The 19,322-nt window shown below is 72.4% G+C and carries 17 protein-coding genes; 16 read left to right on the top strand and 1 reads right to left on the bottom strand.

From position 1 onward, the window contains the following. Positions 1-86 precede the first annotated feature (86 nt). The 15 genes from AB0J04_RS17450 to AB0J04_RS17380 all read left to right on the top strand — a co-directional run bounded on the left by AB0J04_RS17450 (position 87) and on the right by AB0J04_RS17380 (position 16,463). Entirely contained in the window at positions 87-1,319 is a 1,233-nt protein-coding gene (locus AB0J04_RS17450) for a Rieske 2Fe-2S domain-containing protein (RefSeq protein WP_363169318.1), read from the top strand. Beyond that, positions 1,316-1,438, top strand: coding sequence for a hypothetical protein (locus AB0J04_RS17445; RefSeq protein WP_351907440.1), 123 nt, complete (start codon positions 1,316-1,318; stop codon positions 1,436-1,438). Before AB0J04_RS17450 ends, AB0J04_RS17445 begins: the two co-directional genes overlap by 4 nt. After that, positions 1,435-2,772, top strand: a complete 1,338-nt coding sequence (locus AB0J04_RS17440) for a deacylase (RefSeq protein WP_363169317.1) — start codon at positions 1,435-1,437, stop codon at positions 2,770-2,772. The genes AB0J04_RS17445 and AB0J04_RS17440 overlap by 4 nt, the downstream gene beginning before the upstream one ends. Next, the gene (locus AB0J04_RS17435; RefSeq protein ID WP_363169316.1) at positions 2,769-3,725 is read left to right on the top strand and encodes a catechol 1,2-dioxygenase; all 957 of its coding nucleotides are present in this window, start codon (positions 2,769-2,771) and stop codon (positions 3,723-3,725) included. The genes AB0J04_RS17440 and AB0J04_RS17435 overlap by 4 nt, the downstream gene beginning before the upstream one ends. After that, the gene (locus AB0J04_RS17430; protein ID WP_363169315.1) at positions 3,722-4,591 is read left to right on the top strand and encodes an alpha/beta fold hydrolase; all 870 of its coding nucleotides are present in this window, start codon (positions 3,722-3,724) and stop codon (positions 4,589-4,591) included. Before AB0J04_RS17435 ends, AB0J04_RS17430 begins: the two co-directional genes overlap by 4 nt. Positions 4,592-4,607: 16 nt before the next feature. Beyond that, positions 4,608-5,408, top strand: coding sequence for an IclR family transcriptional regulator (locus AB0J04_RS17425; RefSeq protein WP_363169314.1), 801 nt, complete (start codon positions 4,608-4,610; stop codon positions 5,406-5,408). After that, a complete protein-coding gene (locus tag AB0J04_RS17420; protein WP_363169313.1) occupies positions 5,405-5,992 on the top strand; it encodes a MaoC family dehydratase N-terminal domain-containing protein in 588 nt (195 codons plus the stop codon). The genes AB0J04_RS17425 and AB0J04_RS17420 overlap by 4 nt, the downstream gene beginning before the upstream one ends. Then, positions 5,989-6,414, top strand: a complete 426-nt coding sequence (locus tag AB0J04_RS17415; RefSeq protein WP_363169312.1) for an acyl dehydratase — start codon at positions 5,989-5,991, stop codon at positions 6,412-6,414. Before AB0J04_RS17420 ends, AB0J04_RS17415 begins: the two co-directional genes overlap by 4 nt. Positions 6,415-6,493: 79 nt before the next feature. Further along, entirely contained in the window at positions 6,494-7,474 is a 981-nt protein-coding gene (locus AB0J04_RS17410; protein WP_363169311.1) for an ABC transporter substrate-binding protein, read from the top strand. Positions 7,475-7,579: 105 nt separating this feature from the next. Then, positions 7,580-8,659 (top strand): NAD(+)/NADH kinase, encoded by a 1,080-nt coding sequence (locus AB0J04_RS17405; protein ID WP_363169309.1) that lies wholly within the window; start codon positions 7,580-7,582, stop codon positions 8,657-8,659. Then, positions 8,656-9,624, top strand: coding sequence for a cyclase family protein (locus tag AB0J04_RS17400; RefSeq protein ID WP_363169308.1), 969 nt, complete (start codon positions 8,656-8,658; stop codon positions 9,622-9,624). Before AB0J04_RS17405 ends, AB0J04_RS17400 begins: the two co-directional genes overlap by 4 nt. Positions 9,625-9,743: 119 nt before the next feature. Then, positions 9,744-12,557, top strand: coding sequence for a SpoIIE family protein phosphatase (locus AB0J04_RS17395; protein ID WP_363169307.1), 2,814 nt, complete (start codon positions 9,744-9,746; stop codon positions 12,555-12,557). Between the two features lie 71 nt (positions 12,558-12,628). Further along, positions 12,629-14,218: a sugar ABC transporter ATP-binding protein gene (locus AB0J04_RS17390; RefSeq protein ID WP_363169306.1), complete on the top strand. Its 1,590-nt coding sequence runs from the start codon at positions 12,629-12,631 to the stop codon at positions 14,216-14,218. Next, positions 14,215-15,261, top strand: coding sequence for an ABC transporter permease (locus tag AB0J04_RS17385; RefSeq protein WP_363169305.1), 1,047 nt, complete (start codon positions 14,215-14,217; stop codon positions 15,259-15,261). The genes AB0J04_RS17390 and AB0J04_RS17385 overlap by 4 nt, the downstream gene beginning before the upstream one ends. Positions 15,262-15,356: 95 nt before the next feature. Next, a complete protein-coding gene (locus AB0J04_RS17380; RefSeq protein ID WP_363169304.1) occupies positions 15,357-16,463 on the top strand; it encodes a substrate-binding domain-containing protein in 1,107 nt (368 codons plus the stop codon). A 46-nt stretch (positions 16,464-16,509) separates the two neighbouring features. Here AB0J04_RS17380 and AB0J04_RS17375 read toward each other — a convergent pair whose 3' ends face one another. Next, entirely contained in the window at positions 16,510-18,480 is a 1,971-nt protein-coding gene (locus AB0J04_RS17375; protein ID WP_363169303.1) for a KUP/HAK/KT family potassium transporter, read from the bottom strand. Positions 18,481-18,695: 215 nt separating this feature from the next. Between AB0J04_RS17375 and AB0J04_RS17370 the strand changes: the two genes are divergently transcribed. Continuing rightward, the gene (locus tag AB0J04_RS17370) at positions 18,696-19,232 is read left to right on the top strand and encodes a hypothetical protein (protein ID WP_363169302.1); all 537 of its coding nucleotides are present in this window, start codon (positions 18,696-18,698) and stop codon (positions 19,230-19,232) included. Positions 19,233-19,322: the final 90 nt, after the last annotated feature.

The following is a 19,322-nucleotide window of genomic DNA, read 5'->3' as shown; positions in this document are numbered from 1 at the left end:
CTCAGCGGGACGGGTCCCTTGGGCAGATCCGTCGGCGCACGCATGCTCGGGTCGACTGTTCGCACGGCAGCAGGAGGACACGCACGATGACGGTCGAGGACTCACCCGAGGCACAGACTCCCGTCCGCGGGCGCCGCAGAGCATCCGGCGAGCCCGGCCGCCAGGACTGGCGGTCCTGGCCGCACTACGACGCGGCGGGGGCGGGCTTCCGCGGCTACTGGTATCCGGTCACCTGGTCCAGCCAGATCACCGGGAAACCGTTGCCGTTCACGCTCTGCGGCGAGAAGATCACCCTGATCAGGGACAACGGCACGGCGTACGCGCTGCACAACCGCTGCCCGCACCGGGGGGTGCCGCTGTCGGAGGGCGATCAGCAGTTTCCCGGCACCGTCAGCTGCCCGTACCACGGCTGGACCTTCGACCTGCCGACCGGGAAGCTGAGCGCGGTCATCACCGACGGGCCGGGCTGCCGGCTCACCGGCAAGGTCTCGGTGCGCACGTACCCGGTCGAGGAGCGGCTCGGCATGGTGTGGGTGTACATCCCGATCGCCGACGAGGAACCGCACCCGATCGACTCGCAGCTCCCCGAGGAACTGGTGGAGAACGCCTTCGTGATGGGCGGCCGGATCGACCCGCGCTCCGGCAACTGGCGTTTCGCCTGCGAGAACGGCTTCGACGAGGGGCACGCCAAGTATCTGCACCGCACGGCGTTGTGGCGGCTGTTCAAGCCGATGCCGACCTGGAACATCACCCGGATCGTGCCGAAGGACCGGTGGATCTTCCGGGTGCAGGACGAGGTGCACTGGGAGGCCGACTTCCCCGGTGTGGGCCGCTGGAGCAACAAGCGCTGGTGGAAGCAGCAGCCGCCGAAGGAGACCTTCAACATCGGCAACACCGGCAAGCCGGACAAGGTGGACCCGGTCATCGAGGCGCAGGAGTTCCCCGGTTTCGCCTCCCTGTCCATGCCGGGGGTGCTGCGGATCGCCTACCCGAACTTCATCCACTACGAGTTCTACGTCCCGGTCGACGAGGACAACCACCGCTACGTCGGCGTGATGGTCAACTTCACCGAGGGCTGGAACACGCTCCGGTTCTACGCCAAGTACCTGGGCGCGATCCGCTGGCTGTTCCACGGCCAGTTCTCCGGCCAGGACGCGTGGATGGTCGACATCACGGACGCGCCGCCGGAGAAGCTCTACCGCCCCGACATCTCGCTGACCGCCTGGCGGAACCTCAGCGAGGAGGAGTACGCCAAGAAGCTCGCGGCGGCGGGCGGGAACCCGCCTGGCGTGAACTCCCCCACCGAGAAGAAGGCATGACCATGGGCCGTACCCTGCTCACCCTGCTGGCCGGGGCCGCGATCGCCGTCGGCATCCCCCTCGCGAGGAAGCGCCTCGCGCGCACCGCCATGACCCAGGTCCACCGGATCAACCAGTGAGCGCCGACGCACTCGCGGGCCTCGACGACCGGCGGCGCGGCTGGGCCGAGGAGGCCTGGCGGCACGTGACCGGCGACCGGCTGCGCGAACTGATCATCGGGCTCGTCGACATCCCGAGCCCCACCGGCGAGGAGGGGCCGCTCGCCGCGCACATCGCGGACACGCTCGCGATCTCCGGATGCCGCACGGAAGTTCAGCCGCTCGACGACCGGCAGGCCAACGCCTGGGCCCGGCTGGAGGGCGACGGCACCGGCCCCGACCTGATGCTCTACGCGCCGATCGACACCCTCACGGTGGGCGAGGAGAGCGAGGACGTCCCCTGGATCGGCCCTGAGCTGCGGGACGACATGCGCCCGCAGGCCACGGTCTACGACGATCTCGTCGTCGGCCTCGGAGCCTCCAACCCGAAGGGGCACGCCGCGTGCGTGATGATGGCCGCCGAGGCGATCGGGCTGGCGGGCATCCCGCTCACCGGCGATCTGGTGGCCGCGTTCGGCGCGGGCGGTATGCCGACGAACGCCCGGCCGGTCGGCGTCCGGCACAACACGGGCCAGGGCGTGGGCTGTTCGTTCCTGCTGGAGCAGGGCGTGTGGACCGACTACGCGGTCATAGCGAAGCCGGGCTGGACGGTCTCCTGGGAGGAAGTCGGCCTCGTCTGGTTCGAGGTCACCGTCCGCGGCACGCACACCTACGTCGGCTCCCGTCACCGTCTGCCCTACGACAACGCGATCGCCCGCGCCGGTGAGGTGACCCGGTACCTGGAGGAGTGGTTCGCCGAGTACGCCGAGCGGCACACCTCGGGCACGGTCGCCCCGCAGGGCATCGTCTCCTCCGTGCACGGCGGCTGGCCGCGGACGGCGGCGGTGACGCCGGCCTCCTGCACCCTGATGGTCGACCTGCGCATCGGCCCGGACATGACTCCGATGCGGGCCAAGCGGGAGTTCCTCGCGGCGATCGACACGATCCGCGGAAAGCTGCCCGGCCTCGACGTGAGCGCCGAGATGGTGGTCGCGATCCCCGGCACGCGGACGGACCCGAAGAGCTGGATCTGCCGCAGCGCGACGGCCGGCTGGGCCGCGTTCGAGGGCCGCGAGCACGAGGCGGTCCGGGGCAACAGCGGCGCCACCGACGCCAACATCCTGCGCGGGCGAGGCATCCCCACCGTTCGGGTCGGCATGCCCAAGGTCGTCGAGGCGCCCTTCGGGATCGACTTCGCGCGGGGCATGAACACCGTCTCCGTGCAGGCCATGGAGAAGCTGACGCGCCATCTGATCCGGACGGCCCTCGACACCGTCACCCGCACGCGCGCCGAACTGGAAGGAGCCACGGCATGACCGAGATCGTCCTGGGTGTGGGCGCGTCGCACAGCACGCTGATGAACACCCACTGGGAGCAGACCCTCCACAAGGACCGCGCGGAGCGCTTTCGCGACGCGCTCGCCGAGGCGCGCGAGGAGCTCGCCGCCGCCCGGCCCGACACCGTGCTCCTGGTCGGCTCCAACCACTTCCGGGGCTTCTGGCTCGACCTGATCCCGTCGTTCACGATCGGCGTCGGCGAATGCGTCGCGAGCGGCGAGTCCGGCACGCCGAAGGGTCCGCAGCCGGTGGACGTCCCGCTCGCCCGGCATCTCGCCGACTCGCTGGTGGACGGCGGCCGGTTCGACGTCGCGTTCTCGGCTCGGCTCCAGATCGACCACGGCCAGTCGCACGCGATCCAGTACCTGCTCGACGGGCTGGACGTGGAGATCGTGCCGCTCGTCGTGAACGTGTTCGCCCCTCCCCTGCCCACCATGGAGCGCTGCGATCAGCTGGGCCGGGCGATCCGGGAGGCGGCGCTGGCGTTCCCCGGGGACCGGCGGATCGCGGTGATCGGCTCCGGTGGGCTCTCGCACCGGCTGCCCTGGCCCGACTGGCGTGATCCGCACGGCGACGACGAGGAGTTCATGGTCGGCGCCTGGCTGAACGGCCGCGAGAACTGGCAGGACTACGACGCGCGCCGCCGCGAGATCATCCGTGCCGCCGAGGCGTCGATCACCCCGGAGTTCGACGACGAGTTCCTGACGCTCGTCGAACGCGGCCAGGCGCACCGGACGACCGCGTTCACCACCGAGGAGCTGGAGAAGGCCGCCGGCAACGGGGCGCAGGAGCTGCGCACCTGGCTGCTCATGGCCGCCGTCCTCGACCACGCCCCGGGGCGGCGGCTGGCCTACGAGCCGATGCCGGAATGGCTCACCGGGATGGCCGTCGCCGTCCTCGACCCCGCACCGACCGATGAAAGGCAGTCATGAGCATCTGGACCGAACTGTCGGGCCTCGACTACCGCCACGCGTACGTCGAGACCGGCGACTTCAGGACCCGCGCTCTCCAGGCCGGCCCGCAGGACGGCGAGCACGTGGTGTTCCTGCACGGCACGACGGGCCATCTGGAGGCGTTCGTACGGAACATCCCGGCGCACGCCGAGGCCGGCTACCGCTGCCACGCCGTCGACATGCTGGGGCACGGCTACACCGGCAAGCCGGACCGTCCCGGTGAGATCCCGGCGTACGTCGAGCACCTGCTGTCCTACCTGGACGCGGTCGGCGCCGACCGCGCGCACCTCGTCGGCGAGTCGCTGGGCGGCTGGGTGGGGTCGTGGGCGGCGAGCGAGCACCCGGACCGGGTGGCCTCGCTGCAGCTCCTGTGCATGGGCGGCACGAAGATCAACCCGAAGGTGATGGACCGGCTGAAGACCTCCACCCGGGCGGCCGCGCTGGAGGACGACGTCTCCTTCACCCGGGAGCGGCTGCGGCTGCTGTGGGCGGAGTGGGACGAGGACCTGGGCGAGGAGCTGACCCGGGTGCGGTACGAGATCTACCACCACCCCGAGTTCCAGCGGAACCTGCACAATCTGCTGGCGCTCCAGGAGGTCGAGGCCCGCGAGCGCAACCTGCTGCGCCCGGACCGCATGGCGCGGATCAAGGCGCCGACGCTGGTCGTGTGGGGCAACAAGAACCCGCTCGGGGACGTCCCGGAGGCGGAGGCGATCGCCGCGGCGATTCCCGGCGCCCGCCTGGAGGTCTTCCCTGAATGCGGGCACTGGCCGCAGCATGAGAAGGCCGATCTCTACAACCCGCTCAGCCTGGCGTTCCTCGCCGAGGCGTCCTCCGTCGACTGAATCGCGAGGTGCTCCCATGACCGTCGTCCCGATCGACCGCTCCGCACTCCCCGGCCCCGGTTCCGTGCCCGACCCCGACTCGATGAACTCCGTGCTCGGCAAGGTGCGGCCCATCCTGGAGGCGTTCACCGTCGACGACGACTCGCTGTCCCTCGCCGATCTCGTGCGCCGCACGGGCGTGGCGAAGGCGACGGTGCACCGGCTCTGCCAGGAGCTGGTCGTCTGGGGGCTGCTGGAGCGCGCGGGCTGCAACTACCGGCTGGGACTGCGGCTGTTCGAGATCGGCCAGCGGGTGCACCGGCAGCGCATCCTGCGCGAGGTGGCCCAGCCGTACATGGAGGATCTGCTGCTGGCCACCCGCGAGACGATCCACTTCGCGATCCACGACGGCCTCGACGTGGTCTACCTGGAGAAGATCCTGCCGCACCGGGGGCTGAGCGAGGAGTCCCGGGTGGCGGGCCGGCTGCCGCTGTACTGCACGGCCACCGGCAAGGCGATCCTCGCCTTCTCCCCCGCCGTGCTCTTCGGCGAGGTCGTCAGGAGCGGGCTGAAGCCGTTCACCCGGCACACGATCACCTCGCCGGGCCGGCTGCGCGGTCAGCTGGAGCGGATCCGGGAGCAGGGCGTCGCGACGGAGGCCGAGGAGGTCCGGCTCGGCTACACGAGCATGGCCGTGCCGGTCTTCGGACGCCAGGACATTCCGGCGGGCGCGCTCTCCATCACCGCGCCCACCTACCGCGTCGACGCCACCGCACACGCCGGCGCGCTGCGCACCGCGGGTCTGGGGATCAGCCGAGCCCTGCGGTCGGCGCTGTGAGCGCTGGTGGGGGATCCGCGCTGGACGAGGTGCTGACCCGGGCCCGCCGCCTGGTCGACCGCTGGGACCACGAGGACTGCGGCCCGATGACGGTCCGGGACTTCTGCCGGTACGCGGCGGCGCTGGGCGACGACGAGTACGTGCGGTGGGCACGCGCCCGGGAGGCGGCCGGAGAGCCCGTCGAGGCCCCGCCGCTGTTCCTCGCGGGGACGATGAGCTGGGAGGACGGGCCGGTGGAACGGGATCTGCGGCCGGACGGCCTGGCCGTGCGGGAGTCGCCGTGCACCCGGGGCCTCCCGGTGCGTCAGGTGCACGGCGGTCAGTCGGTGCGGCTGATGCGGCCGCCGGTCGCGGGGACCCGCGTCACGGCGTCCCGGGCGGTGGTGTCCGCCCAGCGCAAGCACGGCCGCACGGGCGCGTTCGTGCTCCTCGCGCTCACGACGCGGTTCACCTCGGCGGACGGCGGCGAGCTGACGACGGTGGACGAGACGATCGTCGTCCGCGAGGCCCTGGAACCGGAGACCCTGGAGCCCGAGACCCCGCAGTCGGGCTCCGTCGGCGGGGCTGAGGGAGGAGCGGCGTGAGGGCCCCGATCGCCGGTGAGGTCTGCGCTCCACGCCGGTACACGCACAGCAGGGTGCAGCTGTTCCGATTCAGCGCGGTGTCGTGGAACTCCCACCGCATCCACTACGACACCGCTTTCGCGGTCTCGGAGGGTTTCCCGGACGTCGTCGTCCAGTCCACCCTCCACGGCGAGGCTCTCACCCGGCACGCACTGGCCTGGGCGGGCCCCAACGCCCGTCTTCTCGCGGTGAGTTGGCGCAATGCCGCGACCGCCACGGCCGACGAACCGCTCACCTGGACGGCGACGGTCCGCACGGTCGCCGACGACGACGCCTCCGCTCCCGAATCCGACGGCGGGGTCCGGGTGTCGCTCGACGTGTCGATCGTCAAGGAGGACGGCACGCCGTGCGTCACGGGGACGGTGGAGCTGTCGGTCCGGTGAGCAGGACGTCGCGCTTACCGGTACAGGCCCGCGCTGGGACCGTCGAGCCCTCGAACTTTCCGCCCCCGGGAGGACGTCCATGCACACTGTCAGAACCGGCACCCTTAGTGCCCTGATCGCCGCCTGCGCGGCGCTGCTCCTCACCGCTGCCTGTACCGCCGGATCGACGGACTCGGCGTCCGCGGGGTCGGCCGGGCGGCCGACGGTCCGCGTCGCGCTGGGCGTCGACGCCTCGTACGCCCCGTTCTACCTGGCCGAGGAACGCGGTCTGTTCGACAAGGCGGGGGTGGACGTCCAGCTCGTGCAGACGGAGGGCGGGCCGGCCGCCGCCCAGGCGGTGACGGCGGGCACCGCGCAGATCTCGGCCAACGCCGACTCCACCGCGCTGCCCCTGATGGTGACCAGCCCCGGTCTGCGGGCCCTGGGCGTCTTCCAGACGTCCGACCGCTACCTCAAGGTCGTCCTGCGCAACGGCATCACCGAGCCCGGGCAGATCAGGACGATGGCGTCGATCCAGGGGCTCGGCCTCTACGCCACCCACACGTATCTGCGGCACAACGGCATCGATCCGAAGTCCGTGAAGATCCTGCAGAGCTCGCCGCCCGAGATGCCCGGGATGCTGAAGCGCGGCTCGATCGACGGGTACGTCCTGTTCGAACCGTGGGCGGCCAAGGGCGCGGCAGACGGCGGGCACGTCGCGGGCCGCATCGGCGACTTCGGCGTGCGGTATGCGCAGTGGCTGCTGGCCGACCAGAACTGGCTCAAGGACAACGAGGACGTCGCGGGGAAGATCTTCAAGGTCGTGGCCGAGGCGGACAAGCTGGTGACCGAGGACCCCGCCGCCGCGGCGAAGGCGGCGAACCGGCAGGCCAAGCTCCCGGTGGCGCAGACCACTCAGGTGCTCCCGGAGATCAGTTTCGCCGCGCGCGGCATCGACGACTCCGACATCGCCTCGTCCCGGAAGATCGTCGACTTCCTGCTCGCCCAGAAGCTGATCAAGAAGTCGCCCGACCTCGGGACCACGCTGCTCGAGGGCTGGTACGAGCAGCACGCCGCCTGACGGCGCCCGGCACCGCGCGGCGGCACGGTGTGCGGGGAGCGCCCGAGGGCTTTCACGGTGACTATGGCTTTCTGGGCGTCCGTGCGAGTCGGCTTGGAGGCAGTCGTGGCGGTGAACCGGATCGGCCTGGTCGTGCACGGTGGGCGCGCGGAGGCCGTGGGCGCCGCGCGGGCGGTACGGGCGTGGTGCGCCGAGAACGCCGTGGGGTGCGCGGACATCGACGTGTGGGAAGGCGCGCGGCGCGGCGCCCGGGAGGAGGTCGCCGCCGCGGGGGACCCCGATCTCGTCGTCACGCTGGGCGGCGACGGCACCTTCCTGCGCGGCGCCCGGCTGGCCGCCGCGCACGACGCCCTGGTCCTGGGCGTCGATCTCGGCCGGGTGGGCTTTCTGACGGAGGTTCCCGCCACGGCCGTCCGGTCGGCGCTGGACGCCGTGCGGGAGGAGCGGCTCACCGTCGAGAGCCGGATGCTGCTCACCATGCGGGCCTCGTGTCCGCTGCGGGTGCCGCCGGACGTGGCGGCGCTGCTGCGGTACGGCCGCGGTCCGCTCCTGCCCGCGCCGACGGTGCGCCCCGACTGCGAGTCCGGTGACGACTGGGGCGTCGCCCTCGACGTCTTCGCGCTGAACGACATCGTCGTGGAGAAGCTGTCGCGGGACCGGCAGGTGTCGGTCGGCGTCTATCTGGCGGGCCGGCTCCTGGCGTCCTACTACGCCGACGCGCTGCTGGTGGCCACGCCGACGGGGTCGACCGCGTACAGCTTCGCCGCCGGGGGTCCCGTCGTCTCGCCGCGCGCGGAGGGCCTGGTCTTCACTCCGGTCGCCCCGCACATGACGTTCAACCGCTCGGTGGTGGCCGCCCCCGACGAGCCGGTGGCGCTGCGGATCCTCGAACGGTCCGGCCAGGCCGCCGTCAGCGTCGACGGCCAGCTGCGCGGAGTGCTCGACCCGGGCGACTGGATCGGGGTGTACGCGGCTCCCCGGCGCCTTCGGGCGGTCCGGCTGGGTCCGACGGACTTCTACGGCCGACTGCGCGAGCGCATGAATCTCACCGACGCCCCGGCCGCGATCGCCGACGGGGGCGCCGCGCCGCTGTGGCCGGTGACCAGTCCCCCGCCGGGCGATCTCGCCCACCTCGCGCTGCCCGCCGGCCCGGACGACGCCTCCCGTCCCGGCACGCGCCGATGAGCCCGGGCTCCGCCGGGGACCCCGGGATCGAGCTGACCGGCCCCGGCAACGGGCCCGCCGTCTCCCGGCGGGAGTTCGACGCGCTCTTCGAGGCCGTGCGCACCTGGGGTCGCTGGACCCCGGCCGACCGGGGCGCCTGGAACCGGGTGACCGCGGATCATGTGCGGCGGGCCACGGCGCGCGTGCGGTCGGGGACGGTCGTCCCGATGGCGCTGCCCTGGAACACCGAGCCCGGCCCCGACAACCGCCGGCCCGCCCTGCACCACATGACCGACCTCGGTGACGTGGAGAGCCCGGAGCCGTCCACCTACAAGGACTTCATCGCCGTCGACCACCACGGCAAGGCCGTCACCCATCTGGACGCCCTGTGCCACATCGCCTACCGGGGGCGGCTCTACGACGGCCGGACGGCGCACGAGGTCGTGGACGCCGCGGGCGCCCGTTTCGGCGCGGTGTCGGCGCTCGGCCCCCTGGTGACTACGGGCGTGCTCCTCGACCTGCCCGCCGCCCTCGGCGTCCCGTGGCTGGAACCGGGGCAGGCGGTGCACGCGCAGGACGTCGTCGCGGCGGAGGAGGCGCTCGGCGTGACGATCGGCGAGGGCGACGCGGTGCTGCTGCGCTCCGGGCACGTCCGCCGTCGCACGGAACTCGGCGCCTGGGACTCCGGCGCGGGCAGCGCGGGCTTCCATGTGGACGCCGTGCCGCTGCTGGCCGAGCGCGGGATCGCGTTGCTCGGCGGCGACGGCGACAGCGATGTGCGGCCCTCCCCGGTGGCCGGCGTGCACTCGCCGGTCCACACCCTGGCCGTCGCCGCGATGGGGGTGCCGCTGCTGGACAACCTCGATCTGGAGGCCCTGTCCGCCGCGACCGCCGAGGCCGGGCGCTACACGTTCCTGCTCGTCGTGTCGCCGCTGAACGTGCCGGGCGGCACGGGTTCGCCCGTCGCACCGGTCGCCGTCCTGTGACGGCCGTCCTGAGGCGGGCGTGATGCGACGGCCGTGACTCGTGCCACTAATAACCGTATCCTCGGCAATGCCGGATTCCTCCGGAAAGTGGCTTATGGCAGACGCGAGCGAGGCAGAGCGTGGTCCGGTCCGACAACGAACCGACACCGATACCGACAGCGACGGCGACACCGACGGGGCGTGCGACAGGCGGCACGGGACCCACACGCTTCCGTGAGCGGTTCCTCCAGGGTGAGCCGGTCGACTCGGGCGTCCGCCCCTCCATCCTGAACTCGTGGCAGCGCAGCCGGGCCCTGGGCCTCTCGCCGGACCAGACCGACCTGCCCTTCCAGGAGGACTTCGATCCGGGCGGCCGTCTCGTCCGCGCCGCCGCGCCGGTGCTCGACCGGCTGCAGGCCAGGTTCTCCGGCAGCGAGATGAACATCTCCCTCGCCGACGCGAACGGCACGGTCCTGCTGCGCCGCTTCGGACAGTCCTCGCTGCTCAGAAGGCTTCCGGCGATCCAGACCGTCCCCGGATTCGTGTTCGCCGAGCAGGTCGCCGGCACCAACGGCATCGGCCTCGCCCTGGCGGAACGGCAGCTCATACGGGTCTACGGCGCCGAGCACTTCGCGGAGCGCTCCCAGCGGGGCGCCTGCATCGCGCTGCCGGTCCGCGACCCGCTGAGCGGGCGCATCGAGGGCATCCTCTGTTTCGGCTACCCCCTCAGCGCCGAGACCCCTGCGCTGACCGCCGTGATCCGCAAGGCGGCCCAGGCCACGGAGCGGCGGCTGCTGCGGCAGAGCTCCACGCGCGAACGCGCCCTGCTGCGGGCGTACCTGGCGACCAGAACCGATGCGGCGGGCGCCGACGCCGCCGACGGCCTGGACCGGGTGCCGGTCCTGGATCTCCGGCCCCGCGACCGGGCGATCCTCAAGGAGAAGGCCGCCGAGCTCATCTCGGACGCCCAGCGGGCCGCCGTCGACGTCTCCCTGCCCGGCGGCCGACGCGTCACGCTCGTGAGCCGTCCGATGACGAGCGGGTCCGGGGTGCAGGGCATCGCCATCGAGGCGCTGCTCCCCGGCTCCTCCCCTTCTCCGGGAGCGCCCCTTCTCGTCCCGCACCAGGTCGACGAGGTGTCGGACTTCTCCACCGCCGAACCCGGCGCCGTACCCACCACCGATCCCGCCACCGAACGCGCCGTCGCCGTACGGGCCGCGCGGCCGACCGCGGGCGTGGCGGCGTCGCCCGCGGCCAGAGGGCTCGTGCTGCTGGGGGAGCCGCACGTGGGGACGTACGCCGTCGCCGCGCGCCGTCGCCTGGAGCTGCTGTCGGAGGCCAGCGCCCGGATCGGCACCACGCTGGACGTGCGCCGCACGGCGGAGGAGCTCGCCGAGACGGCGGTCCCGCGGCTGGCCGACTTCGTGACCGTCGATCTGCCCGAGGCCGTGCTGCGCGGCGAGGAGTCCGCCGACCCCGTCGACGACCTGCGCCGCACCGTGGTCCACGGCATCCGCGACGGTCTGCCCTTCACCCCGGTCGGCAAGCGGATCGAGTTCGGCCCGACCGCGCCCCAGCTGCGTTGCCTGGCCCGCGGACGGGCGGTGCTGGAGCCGGACCTGAGGGCCGCGGCGGGCTGGCTCGCCCAGGATCCCGAGCACACCCGGCACCTGTTGGAGCACGTCCACTCCCTCATCGCCGTCCCCCTGGTCGCCCGGGGGGTCCTCCTGGGCATCGCCAGCTTTTACCGCGCCGGGGAGCCCTTCGGGGACGACGACCGTTCGCTCGCCCAGGAACTCGCCACCCGTGCCGCCCTGTCCATCGACAACGCCCGGCGCTACACCCACGAACGCGCCATGGTCCTCGCCCTGCAGCGCCGGCTGCTCCCGCACGGTCTGCCCGATCAGGACGCCGTCGAGGTCGCCCACCGCTACCTGCCCGCCGAATCCGACGTCGGCGGCGACTGGTACGACGTCATCCCCCTCTCGGGCAGCCGCATCGGCCTCCTCGTCGGCGACGTCGTCGGGCACGGCATGCTCTCCGCCGCCACCATGGGCCGGCTGCGCACCGCCGCGCGCAGCTACGCCGAACTCGACTTCCCGCCGGACGACGTTCTCGTCCACCTCGACAACCTCGTGGGACGGCTGGACCGGGAGGACCCCGACGGCGAGGGCGCCGGCATCATCGGCGCGACCTGCCTCTACGCCGTCTACGACCCGACCACGCAGCGGTGCGTCATGGCCCGCGCCGGCCATCCGCCGCCCGCACTGGTCAGCCCCGACGGCACCGTGACCTATCCCGACCTGCCGGCCGGGCCCCCGCTCGGCCTCGGCGGGCTGCCCTTCGACGCCGTCGAGATCGACGTCCCCCAGGACAGTCAGCTCGTCCTCTACACCGACGGGCTCATCGAGGACCGGCACCGCGACGTCGACGTCGTCCTCGAACAGCTGCGGGTGGCCCTGGCCCAGCCGGGGCGCACGCCCGAGGAGACCTGCCAGGCGATCCTGGACACCGTGGCGCCCGCCCATCCGTGCGACGACATCGCCCTGCTCGTGGCGCGCACCCACGCGCTGGACCCCGGCCGGATCGCGACGTGGGAGCTGCCCGCCGACCCGGCCCTGGTCAGCGACGTCCGTGGGGCCGCCATGCGGCAGCTGGCCGACTGGGGACTCGACGAGGCGTCGTTCGCCGCGGAGCTGATCCTGAGCGAGCTGGTCACCAACGCCGTCCGCCACGGCTCCGGACCCATCCGGGTGCGGCTGCTGTACGACCGCGCCCTGATCTGCGAGGTCTCCGACGCCAGCAACACCGCCCCGCACCTGCGCCGGGCCGCCGCAACCGACGAGGGCGGCCGGGGCCTGTTCCTCGTCGCGCAGCTGTCCCAGAGCTGGGGCACCCGCTACCTCGCGCAGGGCAAGGTCATCTGGGCCGAATGCGCGCTCGACGCGGCGTGAGGCAGGCACGCGCGGCAGGCACGTGAGGTGAATGTCCTAAATATCATGAATGATCCCTATAGGATCGCCTCATGCGTCCCTTCGCGTCGGAGCCCCTGGTCCGCGTCCGCGGGCTCCGCAAACGGTTCGGCGGGACAGTCGCGCTGGACGACGTCGACCTGGACGTGCACGCCGGCCGCACGCTCGCCCTGCTCGGTCCGAACGGCGCGGGGAAGTCGACGCTGATCAAGGTGCTGGCCGGCGTCCACCACGCCGACGCGGGGCGGATCACGGTGGACGGGCACCCGCTCGGCACTCACGCCGCCTCCCGGAGCATGTCCTTCATCCACCAGGACCTGGGTCTCGTGGAGTGGATGACGGTCGCCGAGAACATCGCCCTGAGCACCGGCTATGCGCGCCGCGCCGGACTGATCTCCTGGCGGCGGACCCGTGAGCGCTGCGCCGACGCCCTGCGGACCGTCGCCGGACATCTCGACCCCGACGCGCCCATCGCCGTGCTCGACCCGGCCGAGCGTTCGCTGGTCGCGATCGCCAGGGCACTGGCGGCCCGCGCGCGGCTCATCGTCCTCGACGAGCCGACCGCCCGCCTCCCGGCCGCGGACTGCGCCCGGCTGTTCGACGTCCTGCACGCCCTGCGGGACCGGGGGCACGCCATCCTCTACGTGACGCACCGGCTGGACGAGGTGTACCGGGTCGCCGACTCCTTCGCCGTGCTGCGGGACGGCCGTCTCGTCAGCCACGGCCCACTGGCGGGCCACAGCCCGGTCCGCCTGGTCAACGACATCATCGGCGACGACAACGGCGGCGGCGGCTTCGGTGTGGAACCGACCGGTCAGCGACCCGCGACGGCTCCGGTCGACGGGCCGGCCCTGCTGACCCTCGACGGGGTACGGACCGTGGGCGTGGGGCCGGTCGGTCTGGAGCTGCGGGCCGGGGAAGTCCTCGGTCTGGTCGGCCTCTCGGGGGCCGGACACCTGGAGCTGGGCCGGGCCCTCGCCGGGTCCGGGCCCCTCCTCCGCGGACGGGCCCTGCTCGGCGGGCGGCCGTACCGCCCCCGCACGGTCGCGCAGGCGGCCGGCCTCGGAGTCGGCTTCGTGCCGGGCGACCGCGTGCGGGAGGGCTGCGCCGCCGGACTGACCGTCCGGGAGAACCTGCTGGCCAATCCCCGCGCGGGAGGCCTGCCCGCGCTGCGCCCGCTCCTCCCCCGCCGCGAACGCGCCGAGGCCGCCGCCCTGATCGAACGGTTCTCGGTGCGCCCCCGCGACAGCGAGGCGGCCATCGCCACCCTCTCCGGCGGGAACCAGCAGAAGGTCATGCTCGGCCGATGGCTGCGCGTGGACCTGCGGCTGCTGATCCTCGAGGAGCCGACCGCCGGTGTCGACGTCGGCGCGAAGGCCACGATCCACCGCCTGCTCGACGAGGCGGTGGCGGCGGGCCTCGCGGTCCTGCTGGTCTCCACCGACTTCGAGGAGGTCGCGACCGTGTGCCGACGCGCCCTGGTGTTCGTGCGCGGAGCCGTTGCCTCCGAACTGAGCGGTACGGCCCTCACGGTCGCCGAACTGACCCGAACGGCCTCGGCCGTGCCATCTGCCGTCGTACCCGCCGTGCCGCCGTCCGTGCCGCCGGACATGCCCCCTTCCGACCCCCCGGCGGGGGCATGACGGCCCCGCGCGGGCGCCCGTGGGGGCATCGCTCCGTCGGCCAACTGGTCAGCGCGTACGGTCTGCTCGCCCTGACCGCCCTGCTCTTCCTGGTCTTCTCCCTGGCCCTGCCCCGTACCTTCCCCACGCTGGACACGGTCGACTCGATCCTCTACACCCAGTCGATCCCGGCCGTCCTCGCGCTCGCCGCCATGGTCCCGATCGTGACCGGCTCCTTCGACCTCTCCCTCGGCTACGCCCTCGGCCTGGCGCACGTCATGGTCATGCAGCTCGTGGTCCACGCGGGGTGGCCCTGGCCGCTCGCCTGCCTCACGGTGATCGTCGCAGGGGCGGTCATGGGCGTCGTCAACGGCGTCATCGTCGTGTTCGGCCGGATCGACTCCTTCATCGCCACCCTGGGAACGGGCAGCATGCTGTACGCCGTGACCGGCTGGGTCACCGACGGCGGCCGGATCGTCCCCGGCCCGCAAGGCCTCCCGCCCGCGTTCACCGAGCTGTACGACGCCACGTTCCTCGGCCTGCCGGTCCCCGCCTACTACGTGCTCGCCCTCGCGGTCGTGCTGTGGCTGATGCTGGAGCGGCTGCCGCTCGGCCGGTACCTGTACGTCGTCGGCTCGAACCCGCGCGCCGCCGACCTCGTCGGCATCCCGACCCGGAGGTACACCGTCTACGCGTTCACCGCGTCGGGGCTGATCGTCGGCTGCGCCGGTGTGCTGCTCGCGGCCGAGCAGCGGATCGGCGACCCGAGCGTCGGCCTCGACTATCTGCTGCCCGCGTTCGTCGGCGCGCTCCTCGGCGCCACGGCGATCAGGCCGGGCCGTCCCAACGCCTTCGGCACCCTGGTCGCCGTCGCGGTCCTGGCCGTGGGCCTCACCGGCATCGGTCAACTGGGCGCCGACTTCTGGACGGTCCCCCTGTTCTACGGCGGCACCCTCCTGGTCGCGGTCGGCCTGGCCGGCTACACGGCCCGCCACCGCCCGCAGAGGAGTCGGGCCCCCTCCCCGGCACCGGAACCCGCCGAGTCGACGGGCCCCGCACCATGACCGGGCGAACCTCGTCTCCGCGGGGAGTTCCCGTGCGGGGCGATCGCGGAGCGGCCGCAGCCGCCGGTGCCTCGAGGGTCCGGTTCCTTGCGGGTGTGCTGGTGACAGCGGCGGCGGCAAGCCTTCTCGGCGGGTGCGAGGGCGACTCGGCAGGTGGGGCGGGTGAGACCTCGAGGGGCGGCTGCCCTTCCGTTCGCGGCAGGGCGCAGGCCGCCGTCATCCGGGCGGAGCAGACCGACGTCCCCTGGAACGGCCCCACCACCGGCCCGGCCGCCACGTCCGGCAAGAGCCTCGTCTACGTGGCCCAGACCATGATCAATCCCGGGGTGGCGGGCGCCGCGAAGGGGGTGCGGGAGGCCGCGCGGGCGATCGGCTGGAACGTCCGGGTGATCGACGGCGCAGGCACGCCCGCGGGCATCCAGGCGGCCATGAGCGAGGCCGTGGCGCTCAAGCCGTCCGGCATCGTCATCGGCGGCTTCGACCCCGACTCGACGTCGCGGCAGGTCGCACGGGCCAACGCCGAGGGCATCCCGCTGATCGGCTGGCACGCGGTCGCCGCCCCGGGTCCCAGCCGGCGCCCCGAACTCTTCACCAACGTCACGACGCGGGTCGAGGACGTCGCCGACATCAGCGCGCAGTGGATCATCGCGCACTCCGGCGGCCGCGCCGGGGTCGTGCTCATCACCGACGCCTCGATCCCGTTCGCCAAGCACAAGTCCGAACTGATCCGCAAGGAACTCGCCACCTGCCCGGGCGTGCGGCTGCTCTCGTACGAGAACATCCCGATCGCGGACGCGAGCAACCGCACCCGGTGGGAGATCTCCACCCTGCTCTCCCGGTTCCGGGGAAGGTGGACCCACTCCGTCGCCATCAACGACCTGTACTTCGCCGACGCCGCCCCGGCCTTCCGCGCGGCCGGCCGGAAGGGCTCAGGGCCGCCCTTCAACGTCGGCGCGGGGGACGGCGACCCCTCGGCCTTCCAGCGCGTCGACAGCAGGCAGTACCAGTCCGCCACCGTGCCCGAGCCGCTGACCCTCCAGGGCTGGCAGATCGTCGACGAGTTCAACCGCGCCTTCTCCGGCCGTCCCGCCAGTGGGTATGTGGCCCCCGTCCACATCTCCACGGCCGAGAACAGCCAGGGCGCCACCTCCTGGGACCCGTCGGGCTACCAGGAGGCGTACCGGACGATCTGGGGCAGGTGACGTCCGGTCAGGCCCGCGGACACCACGATCACGGTCGAGGGATCCTCTACACGTCGATGTGCGCTCCCATGATGACCGTCCGGTCACGGGGCAGGCCGAAGTGTTCGGCGGCGTCGGCGGTGATGTAGGAGGTGGCGATGAAGAGCCGCTTGCGCCAGGGGGCCATGGTCGGTGCCGCTCCGCGCCGAAGTTTGATCTTCGACAGGAAGTAGGACGCCTGGTCCAGTTCCAGCCGCCCCTCGGTCCGGGCCGGGTCGAGCGTCGCCAGTGCGGCGGGCACGTCCGGTGTCTCCAGGTAGCCGTACCGGGCGGTGACGTAGATGATCCCGTCGTCGGCGTAGCCGAGGGAGTCCACGCTCATCCGCCGGTCGGCCGGCACCCTCGGCACGGGCTCGGTCTCGAGGGAGATGATCACGACCTGCTCGTGTCGCACATGGTTGTGCTCGACGTTGGCCCGCATGGCGAGCGGCGCGGTCTGTCGGCCGCGGTTGAGGAAGACGGCCGTGCCGGGCGCGCGGAACGTCGTCGCCTCCCCGGAGCGCAGGCGGTCGATGAACTCGGGCAACGGGCCTTCGTGCCGTACCCGCTCCTCGGTGACGATCGCGCGGCCGCGTTGCCAGGTGGTCATGACGGTGAACGCGGTGAGGCCGATCAGCAGCGGCAGCCACGCGCCGTGGACGAGCTTGGTCATGTTGGCCGCGACGAAGAGCAGGTCCACGAACAGCAGCACGCTCAGGCCCGTGGCGAGCAGCCAGCGCGGCGTCGCCCACTTGACCCGGGCGACGTAGAAGAACAGGAGGGTGGTGATCGTGATGGTCCCGGTCACGGCCATGCCGAACGCGTAGGCCAGCGCCGCGGAGGTGCGGAAGGCGAAGACGAGCGTGAGGACCGAGACCATCAGCAGCCAGTTGATCCACGGGACGTAGATCTGGCCGATCGTGGACTCGGAGGTGTGCTCGATCCGCAGCCTGGGCAGGTAGCCGAGCCGGGCCGCCTGGGAGGCGACCGAGTAGGCCCCGGTGATCACCGCCTGGGAGGCGATCACCGTCGCGGCGGTGGCCAGCACGACCATGGGCCATCGTCCCCAGTCGGGCACGAGGAGGAAGAAGGGGCTGCTGACGTTGGCCTGGTCGCCCAGGATCAGGGCGCCCTGGCCGAGGTAGCTGAGCATGCACGCGGGGAAGACGAGGAGCAGCCAGGCGCGGGTGATCGACCGGCGGCCGAAGTGCCCCATGTCGGCGTACAGCGCCTCGGCGCCGGTGACCGCGAGCACGACCGCGGCCAGGGCGAAGAACGCGGTGCCGAAGTGGCCGGTCAGGAAGCCCAGTGCGTATGACGGCGACAGCGCCTTGAGGATCTCCGGGTGGTCGACGATGCCGTACACGCCGCAGGCGCCGATGGCGACGAACCAGGCGATCATCACCGGTCCGAACACCCGGCCGACGGCCGCGGTTCCCCTGCGCTGCACCAGGAACAGCGCCACGATGATCACCACGGTGATCGGGACGACCATGTCGTCCATGGACGGCTCGACGACCTTGAGCCCCTCGACCGCGGACAGGACCGAGATCGCGGGGGTGATCATGCTGTCTCCGAAGAACAGCGAGGCTCCGAAGATGCCCAGCGCCGCGAGGAAGGCGGCGGCCCGCCGTCCTCGCTGTGCGCTCTGCCGCCGCAGCAGCGTGATCAGCGCCATGATGCCGCCCTCGCCCTCGTTGTCGGCGCGCATCGCCAGCAGGACGTAGGTGACCATGACGATGACCATCACCGACCAGAACACCAGGGACACGACCCCGTACACGTTCGCCGTGCTGACCGGGACGGGGTGCGGGTCGTCCGGGTTGAACACGGTCTGGAGGGTGTAGATCGGGCTGGTCCCGATGTCGCCGAACACGACGCCGAGGGCGCCGATCACCACGGCGAGGCGCACGACGTCCCGAGCGCTCGACCCTTCGGCCGACGCCGACCGCGGTTCGAAACCGTCGTCCGGCCCGGTCGGGTGCTGACGATCGCTCACGGCAACCCTCCTCCACCGGGGTCGACGCGCCGTGCGGCCGACGCGACGTACGGGACGGGACGGGTCGATCCCATCACGCAACCATCGACACAGCCACTCACACATTTCGTGACAGCACTTCCCGACAGCGCTCAGCAGGCCACGGCCCCACGTCGCGGCGACCCGACTCGGAAACAAAAGTTTACAAGTCGCCCTCCGTTAACTAAAGTTGTCGCATGACCTCGTTCGAAATCACCCCCGAGGAACAGACAGAGCTCGACAAGGCCCTCTACGACGCTCTCCATCCGCTCGCGTCGGCGCTGCGCTCGCGAGCCTCAGGGCTGCCCGCGGACCGCATGTGGGAGGCGGATCCGGTCGAGGTGGCGCTGTCCGTACTGGCCGCCTGGAAGGCGGTGGACGCGGAGGTCAAGCGGCTGACCGCCGTCGCGGCGGGGACCGCCGGGGCCTACGGCGCGAGCTACGAACAGCTGGGCGCCGTCTGGGGCATCACCCGGCAGGGCGCCCGCAAGAAGTGGCCCGACGCCGTCAGCCGCTCGGCGGTCGGGGCAGCGCGGCCGAGCGCCGCGCTCGAACTGTGCGGCGGGGCGGCCGAACTGAGGCAGGACCCTTCGTCCGGCGGCTGGACATGGACCGGCCGGGGCGCCGACGGAACGCCCGGCCCGGCCGACGACGACACCTGGTACGCGACGAAGGAAGAGGCCGCGGCCCACGTGGGCGCCTTCCTCAAGGAGCATGCCCTCGGCCCGTCCTAGTGCCGCGGCAGGCAACGTTTGCCCGTCAAGGAGCGGCGTCCGGTGCGTGCTCTCGGTGTGCCGGCCGGAAGTCCTCGTACTGGACGTACT

The organism is Streptomyces sp. NPDC050263 (assembly GCF_040655955.1).
Taxonomy (GTDB): domain Bacteria; phylum Actinomycetota; class Actinomycetes; order Streptomycetales; family Streptomycetaceae; genus Streptomyces.
Note: the sequence above shows the minus strand (reverse complement) of the source record. Positions and strands in the feature narration are given on the sequence as shown.

Bases quoted from the DNA above. Each gene is read 5' to 3' on its own strand.
- AB0J04_RS17450 (WP_363169318.1), top strand. From the start codon at position 87: ATGACGGTCGAGGACTCACCCGAGGCACAGACTCCCGTCCGCGGGCGC.
- AB0J04_RS17445 (WP_351907440.1), top strand. From the start codon at position 1,316: ATGACCATGGGCCGTACCCTGCTCACCCTGCTGGCCGGGGCCGCGATC.
- AB0J04_RS17435 (WP_363169316.1), top strand. From the start codon at position 2,769: ATGACCGAGATCGTCCTGGGTGTGGGCGCGTCGCACAGCACGCTGATG.
- AB0J04_RS17430 (WP_363169315.1), top strand. From the start codon at position 3,722: ATGAGCATCTGGACCGAACTGTCGGGCCTCGACTACCGCCACGCGTAC.
- AB0J04_RS17425 (WP_363169314.1), top strand. From the start codon at position 4,608: ATGACCGTCGTCCCGATCGACCGCTCCGCACTCCCCGGCCCCGGTTCC.
- AB0J04_RS17410 (WP_363169311.1), top strand. From the start codon at position 6,494: ATGCACACTGTCAGAACCGGCACCCTTAGTGCCCTGATCGCCGCCTGC.
- AB0J04_RS17400 (WP_363169308.1), top strand. From the start codon at position 8,656: ATGAGCCCGGGCTCCGCCGGGGACCCCGGGATCGAGCTGACCGGCCCC.
- AB0J04_RS17390 (WP_363169306.1), top strand. From the start codon at position 12,629: ATGCGTCCCTTCGCGTCGGAGCCCCTGGTCCGCGTCCGCGGGCTCCGC.
- AB0J04_RS17385 (WP_363169305.1), top strand. From the start codon at position 14,215: ATGACGGCCCCGCGCGGGCGCCCGTGGGGGCATCGCTCCGTCGGCCAA.
- AB0J04_RS17370 (WP_363169302.1), top strand. From the start codon at position 18,696: ATGACCTCGTTCGAAATCACCCCCGAGGAACAGACAGAGCTCGACAAG.